The following is a 22726-nucleotide window of genomic DNA, read 5'->3' as shown; positions in this document are numbered from 1 at the left end:
GTTTATAGTTTTATAGGTTATTTTTTATTTTAATTAGTTCTGATTTTACTTTTTCTAATTTTTGAATTAGATCAAAATTAGATAAGGTTTTATGACGTTCTTCTTTTAAATGCGTTTTTGCGCCATCTAAAGTAAAGCCACGCTCTTTTACAAGGTGGAATATTAATTTTAGATTAGTAATGTCCTGTGGTGTAAATTTGCGATTGCCTTTGGCATTCTTTTTAGGTTTAAGAACATCGAATTCTTTTTCCCAAAAGCGAATTAAAGATGTGTTTACATCAAAAGCTTTAGCAACTTCGCCAATACCATAATACCTTTTTTCTGGAAGATCTATTTGCATTAATCTAAAGATTGATTTTCTTGGTTTGCATATTTCAGCATATTCTGAAATTCTTCAGGAGACAAACTACCATAGTAAAAATTAAGAGGATTAATTCTATCGTTTTCCTTCCACACTTCATAATGTAAGTGGGGAGCTTCCGAACGTCCTGTGCTTCCTACGAAACCAATAAGGTCTCCTCTTTTTACTTTTTGTCCCTTTATTACATTATATTGGCTCATGTGGGCATAAAGACTAAGGTAGCCATAGCCGTGGTCAATACGAATGTGCTTTCCGTAACCAGAAGAGTTATTATCTGCTCGTGCTATTTTACCATCGCCAGATGCATAAATAGGAGTTCCTTTTGGTGCTGTAAAATCCATGCCATAATGCATTTTTCTGGCCTTTGTAAAAGGGTCAGAACGCCAACCGTAACCAGAAGCCATACGAGTTAAATCCTCATTATTTATGGGTTGTATAGCAGGGATAGCAGCGAGGAGTTTTTCTTTTTCCTCCGCTAGTTTAGTAATTTCATCTAAAGACTTAGATTGTATTGCCATTTGTTTTTTAATAACATCTAATCGTTTGGTAGTGGCAATTACCATATCAGAATTATTAAAGCCTTCTAAAGATTTGTAGCGGTTTATTCCCCCAAAACCAGCCCTGCGCTGTTCTTCAGGTATAGGGTTTGCTTCAAAATATAATCGGTATATATTGTTGTCGCGATCTTCGATATTGGCTAAAACATCTTCAATCTGTTCCATTTTCTTATCTAATAATTCAAACTGAAGTTCGTAATTTTTAACTTCGCGTTGTAAGGATAGTTCTTTGGGAGTATTTATTAAATTGGTGTTTAAAAGAAATACTAAAGCCAACAAACCGAACAGAACAGAACCTATAAAAAAGAGCCCAATATTGCGTAATCGCCTAGATTTTTTAGGCTCAATCTTGCGATAAGAAAGCGTATCGGGATCGTAATAATATTTTACTTTAGACATGAATGGATTTTATCCTATTTTTGCGCTGTAGTTTTAACAGAACAAACAAATATAAAAATTGTTTTGCAGAAACCATTATTTTTTAAAAAACCTTACCATTTTAGATGAATTCCAAGGAAATTAGAAGTCAGTTTTTAGATTTTTTTAAAGAAAAGAATCACAAGATAGTAGCATCAGCACCAATGGTTATTAAAGATGACCCAACTTTGTTGTTTACTAATGCCGGAATGAACCAATTTAAAGAATACTTTTTAGGGAATAGCGTAGCACAAAACCCACGTGTTTCGGATAGTCAAAAGTGTTTAAGAGTTAGTGGTAAACATAACGATTTAGAGGAGGTTGGTAAAGATACATACCACCATACCATGTTCGAGATGCTTGGAAACTGGAGTTTTGGAGATTACTTTAAAAAAGAAGCTATAGAATGGGCATGGGAGTTATTAACCGATGTTTTAAAGATAGATAAAGAAAGCCTTTATGTTTCTGTTTTCGAAGGAAGTACAGATGCAGATAATTTAGAAATGGATATGGAGGCTTACAATTTATGGAAGGCCATTGTTCCAGAAGATCGTATTATTAGAGGGAATAAAAAAGATAATTTTTGGGAAATGGGAGAACAAGGACCATGTGGCCCATGTTCCGAGATTCATGTAGATATTCGTTCGGCAGAAGAAAAAGCAAAAGTTTCTGGTGCAAGTTTAGTAAATGCAGACCACCCTTTAGTGGTTGAAATTTGGAACTTGGTTTTTATGCAATACAATCGTAAAGCAGGCGGAGAATTAGAGCCATTGCCAGCGAAGCATGTAGATACAGGTATGGGATTTGAACGCCTTTGTATGGTTATGCAAAATGTAAAATCTAATTATGATACCGATGTTTTTACTCCTATTATTAGAGAGATAGAAGCGATTACGAATTCTAAATATGGTAATAATGAAGAAGTAGATATTGCCATACGTGTAATTGCGGATCATATTAGAGCCGTTTCTTTTTCTATTGCAGATGGGCAATTGCCAAGTAATACAGGTGCCGGTTATGTAATACGAAGAATACTTAGAAGAGCAGTGCGTTATGGTTTTACCTTTTTAGAAACCAAAGAACCTTTTATGTATCGATTGGTAAAAGTTCTAACAAGTACTATGGGCGATGCTTTTCCAGAACTTAAAGAGCAAAGTCAGTTAATAGAAAACGTTATTAAAGAAGAAGAACATTCTTTTTTAAAGACTTTAGACCAAGGTCTAGTATTATTAGATAATATTATAGGCAATACAGAAGGAAAAGAAGTTGATGGAGCAAAGGCTTTTGAGTTATATGATACGTATGGATTCCCAATAGATCTTACAGCATTAATTCTTGGAGAAAGAGGATATACTCTAGATGAAGCAGGGTTTGAAAAAGCGATGCAAGCCCAAAAAAAACGTTCTAAATCGGCCTCTGAAATATCTAAAGAAGATTGGACTATCTTGGCTAATGACTCCGAACAAGAATTTGTAGGTTACGATAGACTAGAGGCAGATGTAAAGCTTATAAAATATAGAAAGGTAACTTCTAAGAAAGACGGAGAGCAATTTCAAATGGTATTTAACTTAACTCCATTTTACGCAGAAGGCGGTGGGCAAGTTGGGGATAAAGGATATTTAGAAGTTCCTAATGGCGATGTGGTTTATATTATAGATACTAAAAGAGAAAATAATGAAATTGTTCATTTTTCTAAAAATTTACCAAAGAAGCTAGAAGAGACTTTAAAGGCTGTAGTAGATAAAAAACAACGCCAAAGAACCGAAGCGAACCATACAGCAACACACTTACTACATCAAGCTTTAAGAGAAGTTTTAGGAGTACATGTAGAGCAAAAAGGTTCTGCAGTACATTCTAAATATTTACGTTTCGATTTTTCTCATTTTTCCAAGTTAAGTCCAGAGGAATTAAGACAAGTAGAGAGTTTTGTAAATGCAAGAATAGAAGGTAAGCTGGCATTGCAAGAGAATAGAGCAGTCCCTATGAAAGAGGCACTGGAAGAAGGTGCTATGGCATTATTCGGTGAAAAGTACGGTGATACTGTTCGTACCATTCGTTTTGGTCAGTCTATGGAACTGTGTGGTGGTACCCATGTGAAGAATACAGCAGATATTTGGCATTTTAAAATTAAGAGCGAAGGAGGGGTAGCTTCTGGGATTCGTAGAATAGAAGCCATAACTTTTGATGGAGTTAGAGAGTTTTATTTTGATAATAATAGAACTTTATTCGAAATTAAAGATTTACTAAATAATGCTAAAGACCCAATTAAAGCGGTATCTACTTTACAAGAAGAAAATAGTGCTCTTAAAAAACAAATAGCAGAACTTTTAAAAGATAAAGCAAAGAACTTAAAAGGAGATTTGTTAGGCAGCCTTGAAGAAGTTAACGGAGTACAATTTTTAGCAAAAAAGATAGATTTAAATGCTGCAGGAATAAAAGACCTTTCTTTTGAAATGGGAGCAAATAAAGATAATTTGTTTTTATTATTTGGAACAAAGCAGAACGGGAAGGCACTATTGTCTTGCTATATTTCTAAAGAATTGGCAACGTCAAAAAATTTGAATGCTGGGACTATTGTTCGCGAGCTTGGTAAATATATCCAAGGAGGAGGAGGAGGTCAGCCATTTTTTGCTACTGCGGGGGGTAAAAACCCGGCAGGAATAGAAGAAGCTTTAGAAAAAGCTAGAGAGTATTTGGTTTAAAAGAAGGTGTTTGTTAGATATTGAGCGTACGGATTAAGAGGTTTAAATACAAGGATAAGTTAAGAAATCGACTTTAATAAATTAGTGTACTATGAAAAATCTGATTATTATTCTTTGTATGCTTTTAATTTCATGCATAGAGGATAAGGAAGCAACAAAATTAGAAAGTAAAACGCCTGAAATTAAAAATCGTAAAATTACTTCCCATCAAAAATTGCAGATAGCTGAGTATTGGAGAAAAGCGAATCTAGCAGGTCTTTATTCGGTAAAACGCCAAAAATATTTAGATTCCGCTTTACTTATAAAGCCAGATTCGGCTTATTTCTGGCAACAAAAGGCAATGCCTTTGTACAAAGCCCGTAAATATTCACTTGGTAAACCCTTTTTAAAGAAAGCTGTTGAGTATGATGCAGCTGGGCAACTGGATTATAGCGGCTTTATGAAATGTATATTTTCTAAGGAGTATCAGGAGTCAATAACAGAATTATTAGAGGTTAAAGAACTGCTTGGCGATAGGTATGTTATGGATCATACGTACAATTTCTATATTGGACTTGATTATTTACAATTAAATAAATTCGATAAGGCTAAAGAGTTTTTACTAAAGAGTAAAGAGCAGCAATTTAAAGATTTTCCTAATGATGAGCCAGAGGAGGCTTGTCATTATTTGGATTGGTTTTATTTGGGAATTGTGGAGTATGAGTTAGAAAATTTTGACGCTGCAATAGCCCATTTTAATATGTCACTTAAGGTGTATACTAATTTTGCAGACGCATTATATTATAAGGCTATTTCTCTTCGAAATAATAATCAATTAGATGAAGCTAAAAAGGTGTTTGAGCTTGCTTTTAAAAACAAGCAAAATACAATTAATGAAGATCAAGTTTTTTATGAAATTTATCCATATCAAATATTTCATAAATTAAGTCCAATGTTAAGTATATCTGAATGAAACTTCAAACCAATATTGGGTTAAAGCCAGAGAAACATCAAATAGGTTATAATAGTAAATTACTATTGCTAGGTTCTTGCTTTGTAGAGAATATAGGGGAGAAATTAAAATACTATAAATTCCAAACGGTTCAGAATCCGTTTGGAATTTTATTTCACCCTGTAACTATAGAAAACCTTATTACTAGAGCGATTACGTCTAAAAAATATACCAAGGAATCTATTTTTTTACATAACGAACGTTGGTATTGTTTCGATGCGCATTCAGAGGTGAGTGCTAATACTCCAGAGGAGTTGTTACAGAGGCTTAATATGGGTTTACAACATACTAGAGAGCAAATAAAAAAAGCATCTCATATTGTAATTACATTGGGTACTGCTTGGGTGTATTCTGTTGTGGAAACTCAAAAAGTAGTAGCCAACTGTCATAAAGTGCCACAAAAGCAATTTTCCAAAAGAGTATTATCCGTAAAGGAAATTCAAGATAGTTTAGAGCGTATAACCCATCACATAAAATCTATAAATAAAGAAGCAACTCTAATTTTCACCATTTCACCAGTACGCCATTTAAAAGACGGATTTGTAGAAAATCAACAAAGTAAAGCGCATTTGTTTACAGCTCTCCATGCGCATTTAGAGAATGTTGGATGTTATTTTCCTTCGTATGAAATTATGATGGATGAATTGCGCGATTATAGGTTTTACAAAGAAGATATGGTGCACCCCAATACAACGGCAATTAGTTATATCTGGGAAAAATTCACCTCTGTTTGGATGGCAGAGGATGTTCAGAAAGTAATGGATAAGGTAAATGTCGTTCAAAAAGGATTGTCTCACAGGCCTTTTAATAAAGATTCTCAAGAGCATAAAACTTTTTTAGAAGCCCTTAAAAAGAAAAAAACGTACCTTGAAGAAACATATACATTTATGAAATTTACCCAATGAAGAGAGTTTTAATTGGCGCTGTAATTATGTTAGCAGTAGTTCTTGTTTTTCGTTCTTGTTCAGAAGACAAGGAAGAGAAATCTATTTTACAAGAAAGTTCGATGCTTATTCAACAGCAAATAAAAAATGTCTCCAAATTGGTAGTTACCGAAGGGCATTTTGCTGAGGTTTATAATTATAAAGATTCACAAGAGCTTTTTGGGACGTTAATTACGGCAGATAAAAAGGCTTTGGTTGTAGTTAATGCGGAGGTAACAGTTGGGTACGATTTAAGTGAATTGGTTTTTGAGGTAGATGAAAAAACAAAAACCTTATACATAAAAAGTATTCCAGAGCCCGAAATAAAAATAAACCCAGATTTTGAATACTACGATGTTGCTGCAGATTACCTTAATCCCTTTAAAGCTAAAGATTACAATACTATAAAGAAAAACGTGCGCGCTTCTTTGCTAAAGAAAGTAGAGGCTTCTTCTTTGCAGCGTAATGCAAAGAATAGGTTGTTAAGCGAGCTTTCTAAATTTTATGTATTAACTAATTCCATGGGGTGGACGTTACAGTATAACGAACAAGTTGTGCAAGGAAATAGCTTAAAACAATTAGTAAAAGATTAAGTCGGTGTAATTTTAGCACCTTCTTTTGCTAGATTAAGTCCGTTATCTACAAGCTTACCTATTTTGGGGTTTTCTAATTTTAAGTTTTCTAAGTATGTCTCAATAGAGGTTGCGAATTCTATATTTTTACTTTCCATAGCCAACTCGAATAGCTCTATAGAGAGAAGCCAATCTTTAGGGTGATTATTTTGAATTTCTTTAAAGACTTTATTTCTAGAAAGGATTTTGTTTTTTCCTTCTCTAAAATCTCTAACCTGTTGGTAAAGTTCTTCTAATTTTAGCTGTTCCAGAGTTTTTTCAACTTTGTGTTTGGTAGATGTAATTTCATGTGTTATCCTATTAAAGCTCGATAAATCTGCGGGCCCATGGAATGCGGATACTACTTTTTCTCCAATAGCCATATTGTAAAGTTCCTCTTTCGATTGGAACAGAACTTCCTCTAAATGGGTTACAACACAATTTTTTAGGGTGATTAAAATAATTTCACCCTGTAAGTTTCGTGTTCCGGTGATTATTTTTCCTTTAACTATAATACCGCCTTCAAATTCTAAAGAAACCATCTCTCCTTCGTAGATGTTATATGCTTTAAGGTCTCTAGGGCTCATATCTTCAATGGAGATATTAATACCTTTAAGTTTTCCTATAGGCGAACCAAAACCATGAGGGTGTTGGTTGGTTCCGTGTCCAATTAATTCTTGGTTTCTATAAGAAAGAGCGGTAAGTCCCGTGGTTTGAAAAAATATGGAATTGCCATTACCTGCAATTACATTAGTAAAGTTTCCTGAAATTTGCAAACCTGTGCTTAATTCAATAGTGCCAATTTCTTGCGAATCAATTAGTTTTTGAACGCCGTTCCATCCGCCAGTTCTTAAAGCCATGGTATTGGCAAATTCTTCTAGAACTTGGCTTAAAAAAGAAAAGTCAGGAGTTACAAATAATTGCGGTTGCGGTTTGGTAATATCAAAAGCAGTATGCGCCGCAATCTTGGAATAGGGAATTTTTTTTACTTCATCCGTCATGCACCAAGCACTCTCACCAATAGAAGATAAAAGGCCCGCGCCATATATTTTAGGGTTTTCAACAGTACCGATTAAGCCGTATTCTACCGTCCACCAATGTAGGTTTCGAATGAAAGCCATTTCACTGGGTTCTCCCATGTTCTGTTGTAGCGTTTCTATTTTGTTTTCCGCTTTTTTAATTTCATCTTCTGGAGTGTTCGGAGCCTCTTTTATAATAGATAAATGCCGCACGGCTTCATATAATTCATAATCTTTTTTGCTCGAAATAGCTTTACAACCAATCTCTCCAAAGCGCCTTAAATATTCAGAGTATTCGGGGTTTGCAATAATTGGAGCGTGGCCAGCACCTTCATGTATAATATCTGGAGCAGGCGTGTATTCTATATTTTCCAATTGCCGAATATCCGATGCTATTACTAATACATTGTATGCTTGGAACTCCATAAATGCAGAAGGAGGAATAAATCCGTCTACGGCAACAGCTGCCCAGCCTATTTCCTGTAAAATACGGTTCATGCCATACATGTTAGGAATATTTTGGATAGAGATTCCTGTTTTCTTTAGACCATCTAAATAAGAGGAATGCGCTACTTTTCCCAAATAATCCACATTTTTACGCATTACATAACGCCACACTGCTTGATCAATAGCAGAATAATTTTCATAGTCTTGCGGTTTTATAAATTGCAGTAAATGTTCTGGCAACTTCTCTAAGATAGGATTGCTTTGGTAAGCGTTTTGCATGGTATTTAGTGTTAGGTAATTTAGCAATAAAATGCTATTAAAGGTAAGTTTTTAGTTTTAGGGTCTTTTGTATTGTAATTATTTAAGGAAAAATTCCTATATTTTTATAATATTCAGTAATTTGTATGCTTAAGTGGGGTTTTATAATCGGAATACAGGAAATTTTATGGAACAAAAGTTAGATGCTATAGATAGAAAAATATTGCAGATACTAGAAAAGGATGCAAAAACAAATACGAAAGAAATAGCAGAGCGGTTGCAAATGACAAAAACTCCTGTTTATGAGCGTATTAGAAGATTGGAGAAAAATGGTTTTATTTCTAAGTATGTGGCTATTTTAGATAAAAACAAAATAGAACCTAGTATTACGGTTTTTAGTTTTGTGTCTTTAGATGCGCAAAAAGAAAGGTTAATGGATGATTTTGCGGCTAGCGTAAAAAAATACCCAGAGGTGGTGGAGTGCTTTGTGGTAGGTGGGGAATTCGATTTTTTACTTAAAATTATAGTAAAAGATCTAGATGATTATTTTAAGTTCTCTAAAGATAAGGTGGCATCCTTGCCACATATAGGAATGGTGAAAAGTGCTTTTGTTTTAAATGAAGTAAAAGACAGCACCTATTTTCCATTATTAGAAAAAAAAGAGGCAGCTTCTTAAGAAGCTGCCTCTTTGGTGTTTTACTTAGAAGCCATTACTTGTGGCGGATATGCTTTGAGTATTTCAGCAACAAATAGCTGTATACGTTCTTCTTTCTTTTCTATGCTTTTGGCATGTCCAAGAGTTCCTATTCCTTTGCCTTGCCACACTAATTCTTTGCTTTTAGCATCGATTAAATCAATATATAAAGAGCCTTCTGTTCGGGTGCTTACTTGTGTTCCATTGTTCATTCCTGGTCTCCAATAATATGGGCTCCAACCCCAGCCGAAACCTCCGCCCCAATAGTTGTTGTAAATATCTACTTGTTCTTTTTCTTTGGTAAAAATACTTACCAAAATGTCTGGTGAGTTAGATTTTGTAAAACCTCTTGTAGCCATTTCACTATCAATAGCTCTTAGGATTCTCTTTTTATCTAAATCAGATATTTCTGCTTTATCAATACCAGTTTTGTAAAATGCATAAGACTTATAAGAAGCAAAATTTGCATCTTTATCATAGTCAGAAAGCACACGTACCGAAGTACAAGCGCTTAATAGAACTACCATTAATACTGGTAGCGCTAGTAATTGTAATTTTTTCATAGCAATTATTTTTATCGAGTTAAAAACAAAATTCTTCTCTATAAACTTCTCAAAAATCGTGCCGAAGAATCGAGTTTATTGTTTGTTAGTTTTTACATTATAGCTATAGGGGCAATGCCTGCATCCGCTCTCACAGCAATACCCTCTTTTTAAATGAAACTGTTTTGTAAATACCTTATACCCTTGTTCGGATAAGTAATAATCCCCTTCTTCTAACGGAATAATATCTTTCATTGTAATACAAATAGGTTACTATTATGGCGGATAAAATTAAGAATTCTTAGCAGATAAGGAGCGCTATTTCAATGGAAATAGCCGTGTTTTGTGAGAATATTTATATTTTAGAGTGTTTAATCGTTTTTGTTCCTAGGGAAATCTAGTATATATTTAGGATTAAAAAATTACAATTATCTTTGGAGATAAGCGTTTGTAAAAAGCATTTATGATATTAATATTTAAACATTTCTTCTATAAAAATTATGTTGGCTTGTCCTTATGGCCTTTCATAATCTTAAAGGATAATACCTTAAAGGGAGATATTGTACTTATTAATCACGAAAAGATTCACCTTAAACAGCAGCAAGAGTTACTTATTCTTCCTTTTTATATTTGGTATGTAACAGAATGGCTTTTACGAAGTCTATTATATTTAGATAGCTATAAGGCATACCAGAATATAAGTTTTGAGCGTGAGGCATATTGTAATGAAAATAATTTAGATTATTTAAATCAAAGGAAGTTTTTCAGCTTTATTAAATATCTTTGGCGTTACTAAACTAGTTTCTAGTGCAAACGCAAAATCAAAAGGTAAATTTATCTATATTAAACGATAAAGGAATTACGTTTTTTATAAAGCGCGAAGATTTAATACACCCTTTAATATCGGGAAATAAGTACCGCAAACTAAAATATAATATACTTGCTGCAAAGGCTGCTAAGCAAGATACTCTGTTAACATTTGGAGGAGCATATTCTAACCATATCGCAGCTGTAGCTTATGCAGGTAAACAAGAAGGTATAAGTACTATTGGCGTTATTAGGGGAGAGGAACTAAAAGATAAATGGCAAAAGAATGCTACTTTACTTTTAGCACGCGCTCATGGTATGGAATTTAAATTTGTGTCTAGAGAAGTTTATAGAAATAAAGATGCTCCAGAATTTAAAACAGAATTAGAAAAAGAATTTGGGCATTTTTATATGCTTCCGGAAGGTGGCACCAATGCGTTGGCCGTAGAAGGTTGTCAAGAAATTATTACGGATGAAGATGCCTCTTTTAATGTAATAACTTCTGCTGTGGGCACAGGAGGAACAATAGCAGGGATTATAAACGCATCTAACAATACGCAAAGGGTAATTGGTTTTCCTGCCTTGAAGGGTGGTTTTTTACAAGAAGATATTTGTAAATTTACAAACAAAAGGAATTGGGAACTTCAAAATGAATACCATTTTGGAGGTTATGGTAAAGTATCGCCAGAATTAATCCAGTTTATTAATGATTTTAAAATAAAAACTAATATTCCATTAGACCCAGTATATACAGGAAAAATGATATTTGGATTAATGGAGATGATTCAAGAAGATTGTTTTGAATCGGGAACTAAAATTTTGGCGATTCATACCGGAGGTTTGCAAGGGATAGCAGGCATGAATGCGTTATTAAAAAAGAAAAAACAACCAATGCTAGTAATAGAATGAAAAAATATATAATCTTTTTTTGTGTTGGTCTTTTTTTAGTTAGTTGTAAATCTAAAAAAACAACTGTTCGTTCTGGGGAGTTAAGAACCAAGAATGTAGTTTCTCATAAAAAGAAAACTACCACAGAAGCATATAAAGATTTACCTGAAGATGATGGTAAATTTGTTTCTTTTAGAATTGGTTCCATTCAAGAATATATAGATGTTTTTTCCGAAGTAGCCCAAATAGAAATGATGGCTTATGGTATTCCTGCAAGTATAACTTTAGCGCAAGGTTTGCTAGAAAGTGGTTATGGTAAAGGGGAATTGGCCATGAAAACTAACAATCATTTTGGAATTAAGTGCCATACCGGATGGGAAGGCGATTATGATTTTCATGACGACGATGAAAAAGGCGAGTGTTTTAGAAAATATAATCACCCAAGATATTCTTATAGAGATCACAGTGTTTTTTTAACCACTAGAGCTAGGTATGCTTTTCTGTTTAATTACCAGTATAATGATTATAAATCATGGGCAAAGGGATTAAGAAAGGCGGGTTATGCAACAGATGTAAAATATCCACAAAAATTATTATATCTTATAGAAAAGCATAAATTAGACCAGTATGATACTCCTTCAGATGTAGCTTCTAGGATAAAGAGAAAACCAGTAAGGGTTGTTAGATCGAATCAGAAAACTCATATTGTAAAAAAAGGAGATACTTTATATTCTATCTCTAGAAAATATTTTGTTTCGGTAGAGGATTTAATGCGTATTAATAAAATGAAAGATGCCAACTTAGCTATTGGCCAACAGATTACGGTAAAGTAAAAGCAATAAAGAAAGATGATTTATAAAAGAAGTAGTGCTTTATTTAATGAAGCGAAAAAATATATTCCAGGGGGTGTAAATTCACCAGTACGTGCTTTTAACGCAGTAGGTGGGGACCCAATTTTTGTAAAGGAAGCTAAGGGAGCGTATTTATATGATGAGGATGGTAATACACTTATAGATTATATAGCTTCATGGGGGCCATTAATTTTAGGTCATGTATATGAACCAGTTTTAAATGCAATAATAGATAAAGCAAAAAAAGGAACCTCTTTTGGTATGCCAACAGAGATAGAAACAGATTTGGCCAAGTTAGCCGTTTCTATGGTTCCAAACATAGATAAAATACGCTTTGTAAATAGTGGAACAGAGGCTTGTATGAGCGCTGTTCGTTTGGCAAGAGGGTATAGTGGAAAAGATAAAATCATTAAATTTTCGGGTTGTTACCATGGCCATTCCGATTCTTTTTTAATTCAAGCAGGTAGTGGTGCCGTTACTTTTGGTAGCCCAAATAGTCCAGGAGTTACACAAGGGACAGCAAAAGACACACTTTTAGCAAATTATAATGATTTAGAAAGTGTAAAGGCATTAACTAGTGCTAATAAAGGAGAAATAGCAGCCGTAATTATAGAACCTATTGCAGGGAATATGGGTTGTATTATTCCAACAGAGGAATTTATTACAGGTTTACGTGAACTGTGTACCAAAGAAGGGATCTTATTAATTTTTGATGAGGTAATGACAGGTTTTCGTTTAGGAGCCGGTGGCGCACAAGAAGCGTTAGGCATCCCTGCCGATATTGTTACTTTTGGTAAAGTTATAGGTGGCGGATTACCAGTAGGTGCTTTTGCTGCCAGAAATGAAATTATGAATTACCTAGCTCCAGACGGGCCAGTGTACCAGGCAGGTACGCTTAGCGGTAACCCATTAGCAATGAGTGCTGGTTTGGCAATGCTTACAGAATTAAATAACAGACCAGAAGTTTTTGAAAGCCTTGCAGATAAAACAGAACATTTACATGAAGGGTTTGATAATGTATTAAAAACCAAAGGAATTCCCTACCAAATAAACCGATATGGGAGTATGATTTCTGTACACTTTACAGATGCGCCAGTGGTAGATTTTGCTTCTTCGGCCAAAGGAAATAATGAGACGTTTAAAACCTATTTTCATGGCATGTTAAACCAAGGTATTTATTTGCCTCCTTCTGCTTTTGAAAGCTATTTTTTAAATGATGCTTTATCCTATGGCGATTTAGATAAAACTATAGATGCCTTAAAAAAGGTATTTTAAGAACGGTATCTGTAATAGAGATTAGTTTTGTGTATACTACGATTGAGTTTCGAAAAAGAACATATAACCCGCTCTAATATATTGTGTCTAAGGGAAAATTATATCTGCGGAGTTGTTTAAAATGACTTTTCGTGTGTTCGCAGTTATTCTAATCATGCTTTTGATTGGGTGAAAAATATTTTTTGTTTTCTGGTATTGAATTTCTATCAGATCAATCACTCTTAGTATATACTACTTTGCCATTAAAAATGGTCATCGCTATTTCTGTTTTTAAGAATTTATCTTCGGGTATTGTCATTATATCTTGATTGTAGATAGTAAAGTCAGCTAGTTTTTTAGCAGTGATTGAGCCTTTTATGTTTTCTTCGAAAGCACCGTAGGCGGCATCAAGAGTATAGGATTTTAATGCTTGTTCTCTGGTCATTTTTTGTTCAGGTTCATAACCACCTTCGGGAGTACCTTTTAAAGTTTTTCTGCTTATACTAGCATACAAACTGGCAATCGGATTCAGCGGCTCTACGGGCACATCGGTTCCATTAATAATAGGTATACCGCTCTTTAAAAGGTCTTGCCACATATATGCACCTTCTTTAATTCGTTTTTCGCCCATACGGTCAATTGCCCAAGGTCTATCAGAAGACATGTGTACGGCTTGCATTGCCGGAATTACCCCTAGTTTCGCAAAACGGGGAATATCATCAGGGTGTAAATGTTGGGCATGTTCTATACGAAATCTGTGATTCGTTTTTAAGTCCGGCAATTCTACAAAGGCAGCTTCGTAGCGGTCTAAAATTTCCCTGTTAGCGCGATCACCAATAGCATGTGAACAAACTTGAAAGCCATTTCGTAAACCATTTAAGGCAGTTTCTTTTACATCTTTCATAGGTAAGGTTTCATGACCAAAATGTCCTGGTCGGTCGGTATATGATTCTAATAACCAAGCACCACGGGAACCTAACGCACCATCACAGCTTAATTTTATTGATCGGATGGTTAAGAGATTGTCAGGGTCTACTAAGGGTCCCCTTTCGTACCATTCGTTAAGTAAATCTTTGTTTCCTCCTTTAATCATAGCATACATGCGTACCTTCATTTTATTTGCCGCCTTTTTGTCTTCATAAAGAGCTATGGTATTCTTTGCTATACCAGCATCATGAAAGCTGGTAATTCCGTTTCTGTGACAAGCGGCGACGGCTAAGTCAAAAGCTTTGTCTCTTTTTTCAGAATTTTCTTCTGGAACATGCTTCCAAATTAAGCTTGTGGCGCGCTCGTTGAAAATACCTGTAGGCCTTCCTGTTTTGTCGCGCATAACTTCGCCTCCTTCAACCGAAAATTTATCGATTCCATCTTTTGATAATATTTGTAAACCAGCAATTTCCATGGCCTTGGCATTGGCGAAAGCCGCATGGCCGCTAGCATGACTCAGAAATACCGGATTATCCGGAGATACTTTACTTAATTTGTAATGTGTTTGAAAACCATTTACGGCATCTTCGGGCAATGCATCCCATTTACTTTGGTGCCAGCCTCTTCCTATAATCCATTCGCCTGGCTCTGCATTTTTTACTGCCTCTGCGACGATATCTACTATTTCTTGATAGCTTGTTGTATTGAGTAAATCAACTTCTAACTCATTGTATCCCAGGCCCATAAAATGTCCATGCCCTTCGATTAAACCTGGGGTCATGGTTTTACCTTCTAGGTCAATAATTTTGGTTTGGGCGGTTTTATATTCTTGTGCTTCTGCTAAACTACCTGCAAAAAGGATGATATTATCTTTGGTAGCAACAGCTTCTACCATCGTTTGAGTAGAATCTACTGTATAAATAGGACCACCATATAGTAACAAGGTTGCGGCTTGTTTTTTCGGACTCGAACATGAAGCTGCTAATAGGAAGCTAATGGCTAAAACCCAGAAAATAGAACTTTTTCGTATCATTAGTATTGATTTAAAAAAACTGAATTTACATATAAAGGATTAATTAAAGGACAAGAGTACCCTATAATAAGCTTTATCCTGTACAAAAGAAAGAATTACTTTTCGATAACTATTACAGGCTCCATAATCTAAGTTCTAAACAAGTAGTATTGATACACAAACTTTAAGAAAGGAGAGACTTGAGCATTAAATTTATACGTTATTTTCTACAGTATTTTATCAACCTAGCTTTGTTAGAAAAACACTTACTTTTAGGATTATTAAATGAAGTCTATTTAAGTTTTTACTTGAATAGATATCCTATTCCAATTTGAAAAACATTACTGTTCGATTCTTCAAGTTCAAAATCGAAAGTATCCGTTAATCCTCTCATATATCTGATATTTCCGAAAAAATTGTCCATAAACTTATAGGTAGCACCTATTCCAAGGCTAAACTCAAAGCTTTTTCCGTTTCCATCAAAAGAAACTTCACCATTATTAATATTCGTATATGTTTGCTCATCATGAACTAAAAAGTTAAAAGATGGAGCCATATCTAATGAAAAATTAGTAGATAAATATATTTTTGCTAAAATAGGAACCTGAATATAATCAAAGTTGTAATTGCGTTCAGGCGAAATACTTCCATCCAACATAGGTGCAGCTTTTACTCCTTGGGTTGCATATAAAACTTCTGGTTGGATAGAAAAATTATTTCCAATATGGAATTCAGCTATTAGTCCAAAATGATAGCCTGTTTTTAAGTTGTTTTCTCTAAAATTAGTTGAAGATATATTCCACCTTTAACTCCAAAATTAATTTTTTCTTGACTTTTTACAGTTGTTAATGTCAAAATCGCTACTGAAATTATTAAAATAGTTTTTTTCATATTATTTATATGAAGCTCTAAGATAATATAAATTGCTGTATTGTTATTATTACGATAGCTTTAGTTCTAACATGTTTTGCAAAGAAAAAGCCATATCCTTGAGGACACGGCTCCACGTTAAAGATTTAAAACGTAACTAAAATTATTTATTTTCCTTTTTGGGTGTGCCCTTCTTTTTAAATCCATTTTTTTTACCAGATTTTCTCATTTTATGGTGTTTATGTGCTTCCATTTTCTCCCATTTACTATACTGGTCTTCCGAGAGTATATTTTTCATCTTAGCCTTTTGTGCTATCTTACGATCTAACATAGCATTTTGCATAGTAAAGCGCTCTTCAGAAGTTAGCTTTTTAGTATCGCCCTCTTTTCGTTTCGCTTTACGTTCTGCCATCTTGGTTTTGCGTTCCCTTGCATTTTCTAATGCTAAGGCTTTTACTTTGTTTTGTTGTACAGAGGTGAGGTCTAAAGCTAGTGTCATTTTTTTAGAGTGTAGTGTAGCTATTTCCTCTGGAGTAAAGTCTTGCATAGCACTACGTTGTCCTTTTCCTGCTTTCCCTTCCGATCTTTGAGCCATAGTAGGCATACCTATTAAAAGTAAAAGTGTTATCATTATTTTTTTCATGTTTTCTTTTTTTAAGATGATACACTTAAGACCATAGGATTTTAAAATGGTTTAACGTGGAGTATTACTTTAAGAGTTTTTTAACGATGAAGAAAAGGTATAAACACAAGAAAGGCTCGGAGTAGTCTCCGAGCCTTTTCTTATAGTAGGTTAATTTGGGGGTATTATTTTCTTTTTTGTACTTCTAAAGTAGTAGTAGATACAGTATTGGTTTGCATTAATTCAGCGGTCTCTACGTAGGTGTTAGTTTCCGTCTGGTTATCTGTAATATGGTATGTAAAAGCGATTGCTACAAATGCTACTAAATATGCTAAACTTTTTACTTTATAAGTCATGATTCGGGGGGTTTTAATTTCTTCTACAAAGGTATGTTTCATCTTACTACTAAAAAGCGCATTGTTGCCAAATGCATCTTTTTAGATGTGAAAAGATCTAAAAGTGTGGTAATATCGTTTTTTTCATCGGATAAAATTACCGTTCATCTATTGGGGTATTTTATGTGCATTTCATCGATATTTTTTACATCATTAATTTGTGGTTGATACTACGCTATAATAAGATTTGTTAGCTTTTTTTAAGTTATTGTAAAGGGTAACACATAGAATGGTTAAAATGTAATTGCATAGTAAGAATAAAGAAAAGAAGTATAGAACGAGCAAGTATATATGGAATCCGAGGCGAAATTTGCAAAAGGATGAGTTTGCCAGATTGATATTACTATTCTAAAGTGTCTTAAAAACCAATTCAATTATTATAATAATGATTTGTTCGCTGTAGAATCAATTTTTGGATTTATGATATTACAGAATTTAATAGAAGTAAAAAAATCTGCTTTTAAAAGTAAGTAGAGTTAAAATCAACAAAATACGGTTAGAGGAATTTTTTGAAAAAAGGATGTTTATAATACTGTCTGGTAGCGTATTTTATATCCTTTATTATAAATAAAGAAAGGCTCGGAGTAGTCTCCGAGCCTTTTCTTAATAGTAGGTTAATTTTGGGGGGTATTATTTTCTTTCTTGTACTTCTAAAATAGTAGTAGATACAGTATTGGTTTGTATTAATTCAGCGGCTTCTACGTAGGTGTTAGTTTCCGTCTGATTATCTGTAATATGGTATGTAAAAGCGATTGCTACAAATGCTACTAAATATGCGAAACTTTTTACTTTATAGGTCATGATTTGGGGGATTTTAATTTCTTCTACAAAGGTATGTTTCATCTTACTACCAAAAATCGGATTGTTGTCAAATGCATCTTTTTAGATGTGAAAGCACCTAAAAGTGTGGTAATATCATTTTTTTCATCGGATTAATTTTACCGTTCATCTAAAGGCATAGGTTATTTGTATTTCATCGATATTTTCACAAGTCCGTTTGTATTAGTCTCTATCTTCTAATTCAATACCAACGGTAGTATTCTCATTTGTTTCTGTCGCATCTCTAATTTCTTGGGTTTCTGCATAGTTTTCTACATTATTTTCTGTTGTATCTGTTAGATGATATGTAAGCGCAAGGCTTGCAAATACTCCTAAATAGATTAAACTTTTTGCTTTATAGGTCATGATTTGGGGAATTTTAGGTCTTTTACAAGATTTAATTAAACAAAGCGGTTAAGTATATTGTTGCCAAATACATCTTTATAGTGTGTAAAGGATTGCAATAGTGTGGTAATAACGAATATTAACCCTTCTTATTTTACCGTTTATCGAAAGTCTCCTTCTTTGCTATGTATTTCATCGAATAGTACATTACCTTCCAATTTGTAGGGCAATGCCACTTAAGGTTTTAATTGAAATCCAAAACCGTAATGTCTTGTAATAGGTGTAACATTTTCCTTTTTATGTCGTCTTAATAGATAGAGAGTTATAATTTTAAATTCTTTTAATTAGTTAAGCGCGAAGCCCAAAGTCACCTTTGGGCTTTGTCTTTGAGAATAATTATCAGACGAAAAGCTAAATTCTTCGATGAAGAGCACGGTTGTATGTGCTTAACAAAAAAATAACACTAGAAGTGCACTTTTTTTTGTGGTAATAATTATCAGTAAAAATTGCAAAGATGATAAGGTTATAATGGGCAAGATTATCAAATTCATAATTTTTGTAGTAAGCTTTTATCAAAGTGCATTATGGAGCCTAAAGGGGCTAATGTTAAGAAAAATGTAAAAGCAATAATTACTAAAAAAGGGGGTTCTACCTTTGCACAGAATTTAACCTGAAAGCTATGAATTATAAAAATATAAGTTTATCTATTGTCTTAGGATTGGCGATTTGTCAAGGAGTTTTTGCAATAAGCATTTCTAAGGAAATTAAAGATTTTGATATTAACTCTATTGAGTATGTTGAAGAAGAAGAAGTGATTAGTCTGGGTTTTAATACAGCGGACTACTTACCAGAAAGCTTTGATCCAAATACTTTTTATTTTGATGTTAATACTGTGGATTATATAAACGATACCATAAACGATAAAGGAGATTTTAGAGAGCACTTGCCAGTTGGTTTTGATGCTTATGCATATCCTACAGATGTACAAAGCATTAATTATATAGATGCTAATGACACTATAGTATTAGATTTTGATACAAATAAATATTTACCAAAGAACTTTAATGCGTTCGCGGTAAAGTAAAATTAAGTTAGTTATTTTTTGAGTTAGTTAGTCAGAAAACCCCTATGGAGATAGGGGTTTTTATTTTTTAAAATAGTAACGGAATAACATACTGAAACATAATAATTAATAACACTACGGCAATTAGGTTTAGAATAATACCTACGCGTGCCATTTGGTGTACTTTTATATATCCACTAGCAAAGACAATTGCGTTAGGTGGTGTGGCCATTGGTAACATAAAGGCGCAACTACTAGCCATAGTTACAGGAATTAATAAATAAAGAATAGGAATTTCTAAGCCTATTGCAATACCAGCAACTACTGGAGCTAAAACAGCAACCAGTGCTACATTACTCATAAGCTCGGTCATAAACAACATTAAGAAAATGAGTAGAGCTGCAGTTACAAAAATACTAATATTACTTGCTGCAATAGTATTTGCTACCAAATCTACAATACCACTAACAGACATGCCTTTAGCTAAGGCTAAACCTCCTCCGAAAAGAATTAAGATGCCCCAGGCCAACTTGCTAGTATCTTGCCAGTGAATAATATAATCCCCTTTTTTTAGATTATAAGGTATAGTAAATAAAGAAATTGCTGCTAGTATACTAATTATTGTATCTGATAATCCTAATTCTGGAAAAATGCTATTTATTAGTGTGCGGAATACCCAAAGGAATACTGTGATACCAAAAATTACTAAAACCATTTTTTCTTTTCCACTTGTTGGACCTAGCTTCTTAAGTTCGTCCTGAATAACATCTTTGGAAGCTTTAAACTTTAAATCTCGGTTAGGGAACATCCACTTTACTAGGACAAAATAGCTTATCGTAATCATAGTAAAGGAAAATGGAACACCTATTACCATCCATTTTAAGAAAGATATCTCAATATTATATTGGCTTTCTAGTAGGCCAATCATCACCGAATTTGGTGGTGTGCCTATAACGGTAGCTATACCACCAGCGTTGGCAGAAAATGCTATTCCTAGCATAACACTCAAAGAAAAATTTTGATCCGCTTTGGTAAAGCCATCTTCATCATTTATGAGCAATCCTATTACAGACATGGCAATGGGTAACATAACTACAGTACTTGCAGTATTACTAATCCACATACTTAAAGTTGCGGTAGCAATCATAAAACCAAGAACCACTTTATTAGGTGTGGTACCCGTTATTTTTATAATGTTGAGTGCAATGCGTTTGTGTAAGTTTACTTTTTCTAGTGCCAATGCCATAATAAAACCACCAAAAAAGAGAAATACTATAGGACTACCATAATTGGCACCTACGTCTGCAATCGGCATTATCTTTAAGAGAGGGAATAGTACTAAAGGTAAAAGAGCGGTAACAGAAATAGAAACGGCCTCCGTAACCCACCAAATAACCATCCAAAGGGCAACGGCAATAACAGCATCTCCTTTATTAGATAATAATATAAAAGGTAAATTAGTGAAAAGAAGAAATAAGATAGGCCCTAGAAAAAGGCCAATTTTTTTACTGAGATTCATTATACATATTTAATATCCTCTAAACTATGGTTTTTCTAGGGTTTTATCAATAGGTAGTATATTATTCTTGCAATTGGCAAAGAAGCGTTTCCCCTTCTTTAGCAACTTTAACCAAACCATGTTTGGTAAGTCCTTTTATACCTTTGTCCCAAGCTTTATTACTTAGCTCTGCAGCAGATTTTAATTCTGCTAATGGCATTTGCTTCGTTTTTTTAATAATATCGAAGATAACCTTTTCGTTATCGTTTAATTCCACTGCCTTTTTCTCTGGGCGCATTTGTGGAAAGAATAACACTTCTTGTATAGAAGAATTATTAGTCATTAACATTACCAAACGATCAATACCAATACCAATACCAGAAGTAGGAGGCATACCGTATTCTAAAGCACGCAAGAAATCTTGATCTATAAACATAGCTTCATCATCTCCTTTGGCAGATAATTTAAGTTGGTCTTCAAAACGTTCGCGTTGATCAATAGGGTCATTTAGCTCCGAATAACAATTAGCTAATTCTTTTCCATTTACCATGAGTTCAAAACGCTCTGTTAATGCAGGGTTGTCTCTATGCTCTTTAGTTAACGGACTCATCTCTTTAGGGTAATCCGTAATAAAGGTTGGTTGTATATATAGGTGTTCACATTTTTCACCAAAAATTTCATCGATAAGTTTACCAACACCCATAGAATCGTCTATCTCAATACCCAACTCTTTGGCAATGGCCATTAATTGCTTTTGATCCATACCAGCAAGATCAAAACCAGTATGTATTTTTATAGCCTCTAAAATTGGAACTCTAGCATAAGGCGCTTTAAACTCTATTTCGTTTTCTCCAACAGTTACTTTGCTAGTTCCATTGGAATCTATAGCAATTTTTTCTAGAAGCTCTTCGGTGGTATCCATCATCCAATTATAATCCTTGTATGCTACATACAATTCCATAACGGTAAATTCTGGGTTGTGGGTACGATCCATTCCTTCGTTTCTAAAATCTTTAGAAAACTCGTATACACCATCAAAACCACCAACAATAAGTCTTTTTAAATACAACTCATTTGCAACTCTTAAATATAAAGGAATGTTTAATGCATTGTGGTGTGTTAAAAACGGACGTGCAGCAGCACCACCTGGAATTGGTTGTAATATTGGCGTTTCTACCTCTAAGTACCCGCGGTCGTTATAAAATTGACGGATCGTATTGGTGATTTTTGTACGCTTTACAAAAGTTTCTTTTACAGATGGATTTACAATTAAATCTACATAACGTTGTCTGTAACGTAATTCAGGGTCATTAAACTCATCGTATATATTCCCTTCGGCATCCTTTTTAGGTAAAGGAAGTGGTCTTAAGGTTTTACAAAGAAGAGTAAAGTTTTTTACCATCACTGTTTTTTCACCAACCTGCGTTGTAAAAAGTTCTCCTTCTATGCCAATAATATCACCTATATCTAAAAGTTTTTTGTAAACCTCGTTATATTGTGTTTTGTCTTCTCCGACACAAATTTCATCTCTATTAAAATAGACTTGTATACGCCCTTCGCTATCTTGAAGTTCCGCAAAGGAGGCTTTACCTTGTATTCTTCTAGACATTAATCGTCCAGAAATAACAACTTTTTTTCCTTCTTCGTAATTTTCCTTGCTACTTTTCGATGTAGCATCTACAGGGTATAAAGCCGCAGGATAAGGATCTATTCCTAAATCTCTTAAACGGGCTAATTTATCTCGTCTTATTACTTCTTGTTCCGAAAGTTGCATATCTAAATAATTAAGGCTGCAAATATAGGTAGTCTAGGCTAATCTATCAATTTTGCAAAAAGAGAATATTGTTAGAAAG

At 34.0% G+C, this 22726-nt stretch carries 23 protein-coding genes; 10 read left to right on the top strand and 13 right to left on the bottom strand.

Annotated features, from left to right (window positions below; translation table 11 throughout):
• Nucleotides 1-10: 10 nt before the first annotated feature.
• A complete protein-coding gene (locus QZZ51_RS04995; protein ID WP_291866754.1) occupies nt 11-340 on the bottom strand; it encodes a MerR family transcriptional regulator in 330 nt (109 codons plus the stop codon).
• A complete protein-coding gene (locus QZZ51_RS04990) occupies nt 340-1317 on the bottom strand; it encodes a M23 family metallopeptidase (RefSeq protein WP_291866752.1) in 978 nt (325 codons plus the stop codon). Before QZZ51_RS04990 ends, QZZ51_RS04995 begins: the two co-directional genes overlap by 1 nt.
• Before the next feature lie 104 nt (nt 1318-1421).
• Between QZZ51_RS04990 and alaS the strand changes: the two genes are divergently transcribed.
• From alaS to QZZ51_RS04970, 4 genes are all read left to right on the top strand, one after another.
• Nucleotides 1422-4037 carry an alanine--tRNA ligase gene (gene alaS, locus QZZ51_RS04985; RefSeq protein WP_291866750.1) on the top strand — a complete coding sequence of 872 codons (2616 nt, stop codon included), beginning with the start codon at nt 1422-1424 and terminating at the stop codon, nt 4035-4037.
• Nucleotides 4038-4128: 91 nt separating this feature from the next.
• Entirely contained in the window at nt 4129-4989 is an 861-nt protein-coding gene (locus QZZ51_RS04980) for a tetratricopeptide repeat protein (protein ID WP_291866748.1), read from the top strand.
• Nucleotides 4986-5933 (top strand): GSCFA domain-containing protein, encoded by a 948-nt coding sequence (locus QZZ51_RS04975; protein WP_291866746.1) that lies wholly within the window; start codon nt 4986-4988, stop codon nt 5931-5933. Before QZZ51_RS04980 ends, QZZ51_RS04975 begins: the two co-directional genes overlap by 4 nt.
• Nucleotides 5930-6544: a DUF4230 domain-containing protein gene (locus QZZ51_RS04970; protein WP_291866743.1), complete on the top strand. Its 615-nt coding sequence runs from the start codon at nt 5930-5932 to the stop codon at nt 6542-6544. Before QZZ51_RS04975 ends, QZZ51_RS04970 begins: the two co-directional genes overlap by 4 nt.
• Here the strand turns inward: QZZ51_RS04970 and QZZ51_RS04965 are convergent.
• Complete coding sequence (locus tag QZZ51_RS04965) at nt 6541-8307, bottom strand: aromatic amino acid hydroxylase (protein ID WP_291866740.1); 1767 nt, start codon at nt 8305-8307, stop codon at nt 6541-6543. The two genes, QZZ51_RS04970 and QZZ51_RS04965, sit on opposite strands and share 4 nt — an antisense overlap.
• A gap of 166 nt (nt 8308-8473) precedes the next feature.
• On the opposite strand from QZZ51_RS04965, the gene QZZ51_RS04960 reads away from it, so the two are divergent.
• A complete protein-coding gene (locus tag QZZ51_RS04960; protein ID WP_291866738.1) occupies nt 8474-8962 on the top strand; it encodes an Lrp/AsnC family transcriptional regulator in 489 nt (162 codons plus the stop codon).
• A gap of 20 nt (nt 8963-8982) precedes the next feature.
• Here the strand turns inward: QZZ51_RS04960 and QZZ51_RS04955 are convergent, their stop codons facing one another.
• Together QZZ51_RS04955 and QZZ51_RS04950 are read right to left on the bottom strand one after the other, a co-directional pair.
• Nucleotides 8983-9543 carry a DUF4136 domain-containing protein gene (locus QZZ51_RS04955; RefSeq protein ID WP_291866735.1) on the bottom strand — a complete coding sequence of 187 codons (561 nt, stop codon included), beginning with the start codon at nt 9541-9543 and terminating at the stop codon, nt 8983-8985.
• A 75-nt stretch (nt 9544-9618) separates the two neighbouring features.
• Complete coding sequence (locus QZZ51_RS04950; protein ID WP_291866732.1) at nt 9619-9777, bottom strand: DUF5522 domain-containing protein; 159 nt, start codon at nt 9775-9777, stop codon at nt 9619-9621.
• Nucleotides 9778-9985: 208 nt separating this feature from the next.
• Between QZZ51_RS04950 and QZZ51_RS04945 the strand changes: the two genes are divergently transcribed.
• Genes QZZ51_RS04945 through hemL form a run of 4 tightly spaced genes read left to right on the top strand, consistent with a single transcriptional unit; the run spans nt 9986 to nt 13343 of the window.
• The gene (locus QZZ51_RS04945; protein ID WP_291866729.1) at nt 9986-10318 is read left to right on the top strand and encodes a hypothetical protein; all 333 of its coding nucleotides are present in this window, start codon (nt 9986-9988) and stop codon (nt 10316-10318) included.
• An 11-nt stretch (nt 10319-10329) separates the two neighbouring features.
• Nucleotides 10330-11238 carry a pyridoxal-phosphate dependent enzyme gene (locus QZZ51_RS04940; RefSeq protein ID WP_291866727.1) on the top strand — a complete coding sequence of 303 codons (909 nt, stop codon included), beginning with the start codon at nt 10330-10332 and terminating at the stop codon, nt 11236-11238.
• Entirely contained in the window at nt 11235-12050 is an 816-nt protein-coding gene (locus QZZ51_RS04935) for a glucosaminidase domain-containing protein (protein ID WP_291866724.1), read from the top strand. The genes QZZ51_RS04940 and QZZ51_RS04935 overlap by 4 nt, the downstream gene beginning before the upstream one ends.
• 15 nt (nt 12051-12065) lie before the next feature.
• On the top strand, nt 12066-13343 hold the full coding sequence (gene hemL / locus QZZ51_RS04930) for a glutamate-1-semialdehyde 2,1-aminomutase (protein WP_291866722.1): 1278 nt from the start codon (nt 12066-12068) through the stop codon (nt 13341-13343).
• A 211-nt stretch (nt 13344-13554) separates the two neighbouring features.
• Here the strand turns inward: hemL and QZZ51_RS04925 are convergent, their stop codons facing one another.
• From QZZ51_RS04925 to QZZ51_RS04900, 6 genes are all read right to left on the bottom strand, one after another.
• On the bottom strand, nt 13555-15282 hold the full coding sequence (locus tag QZZ51_RS04925) for an amidohydrolase (protein WP_291866719.1): 1728 nt from the start codon (nt 15280-15282) through the stop codon (nt 13555-13557).
• Nucleotides 15283-15565: 283 nt separating this feature from the next.
• Nucleotides 15566-16057 carry a porin family protein gene (locus tag QZZ51_RS04920; RefSeq protein WP_291866778.1) on the bottom strand — a complete coding sequence of 164 codons (492 nt, stop codon included), beginning with the start codon at nt 16055-16057 and terminating at the stop codon, nt 15566-15568.
• A gap of 237 nt (nt 16058-16294) precedes the next feature.
• Nucleotides 16295-16774: a hypothetical protein gene (locus QZZ51_RS04915; protein WP_291866717.1), complete on the bottom strand. Its 480-nt coding sequence runs from the start codon at nt 16772-16774 to the stop codon at nt 16295-16297.
• Between the two features lie 164 nt (nt 16775-16938).
• Nucleotides 16939-17109: a hypothetical protein gene (locus tag QZZ51_RS04910; RefSeq protein WP_291866715.1), complete on the bottom strand. Its 171-nt coding sequence runs from the start codon at nt 17107-17109 to the stop codon at nt 16939-16941.
• 669 nt (nt 17110-17778) lie between these two features.
• A complete protein-coding gene (locus QZZ51_RS04905; protein WP_291866712.1) occupies nt 17779-17949 on the bottom strand; it encodes a hypothetical protein in 171 nt (56 codons plus the stop codon).
• A gap of 201 nt (nt 17950-18150) precedes the next feature.
• On the bottom strand, nt 18151-18333 hold the full coding sequence (locus QZZ51_RS04900) for a hypothetical protein (protein WP_291866709.1): 183 nt from the start codon (nt 18331-18333) through the stop codon (nt 18151-18153).
• 658 nt (nt 18334-18991) lie between these two features.
• On the opposite strand from QZZ51_RS04900, the gene QZZ51_RS04895 reads away from it, so the two are divergent.
• Nucleotides 18992-19396, top strand: coding sequence for a hypothetical protein (locus tag QZZ51_RS04895; RefSeq protein WP_291866708.1), 405 nt, complete (start codon nt 18992-18994; stop codon nt 19394-19396).
• Between the two features lie 67 nt (nt 19397-19463).
• Here the strand turns inward: QZZ51_RS04895 and QZZ51_RS04890 are convergent, their stop codons facing one another.
• Together QZZ51_RS04890 and lysS are read right to left on the bottom strand one after the other, a co-directional pair.
• Nucleotides 19464-20894 (bottom strand): DASS family sodium-coupled anion symporter, encoded by a 1431-nt coding sequence (locus QZZ51_RS04890; protein ID WP_291866704.1) that lies wholly within the window; start codon nt 20892-20894, stop codon nt 19464-19466.
• Nucleotides 20895-20955: 61 nt separating this feature from the next.
• Nucleotides 20956-22647: a lysine--tRNA ligase gene (gene lysS / locus QZZ51_RS04885; RefSeq protein WP_291866702.1), complete on the bottom strand. Its 1692-nt coding sequence runs from the start codon at nt 22645-22647 to the stop codon at nt 20956-20958.
• Nucleotides 22648-22726 lie beyond the last annotated feature (79 nt).

It is taken from the genome of Maribacter sp. (assembly GCF_016744255.1).
Lineage (GTDB): Bacteria > Bacteroidota > Bacteroidia > Flavobacteriales > Flavobacteriaceae > Maribacter_B.
This window is presented reverse-complemented; position numbering and strand designations above follow the sequence as displayed.